This window comes from Bacillus sp. SIMBA_026, from assembly GCF_046535335.1.
Taxonomy (GTDB): Bacteria; Bacillota; Bacilli; order Bacillales; family Bacillaceae; genus Bacillus; species Bacillus velezensis.
The window spans coordinates 1-237 of the sequence record NZ_JAWRWX010000467.1 but is presented as its reverse complement, the minus strand read 5'-3'; the positions used below and the strand labels follow the sequence as shown (position 1 = coordinate 237).

1 protein-coding gene is annotated in these 237 nt (G+C 61.6%); it reads right to left on the bottom strand.

Annotated features, from left to right (window positions below):
• On the bottom strand, window positions 1–237 hold a 237-nt coding region (locus SB847_RS22185; RefSeq protein WP_410578914.1), incomplete at both ends, for a hypothetical protein.

Genomic DNA, 237 nt, shown 5'->3' with positions numbered 1-237 from the left:
CCTGGTTGGCGTAGACGGAGAAGGAAGCGCCGGCAAGGGCTGCACCGTTCTCGTTGACCTTCTGGAGAGTCATCTCGCCCCACTTGGTGACAACCGGGGGAGTGACGATCGGGCCGCCGGGCTGCCCCGGAGTTCCGGTGAAGCTACCGGCATTCGGGTAAACCACGGCAACGTTCTCGATTTCACCGATGGTGTTGACGGTGGTGTTCACAACAACCTGGACGCTGGTGGCGTTGT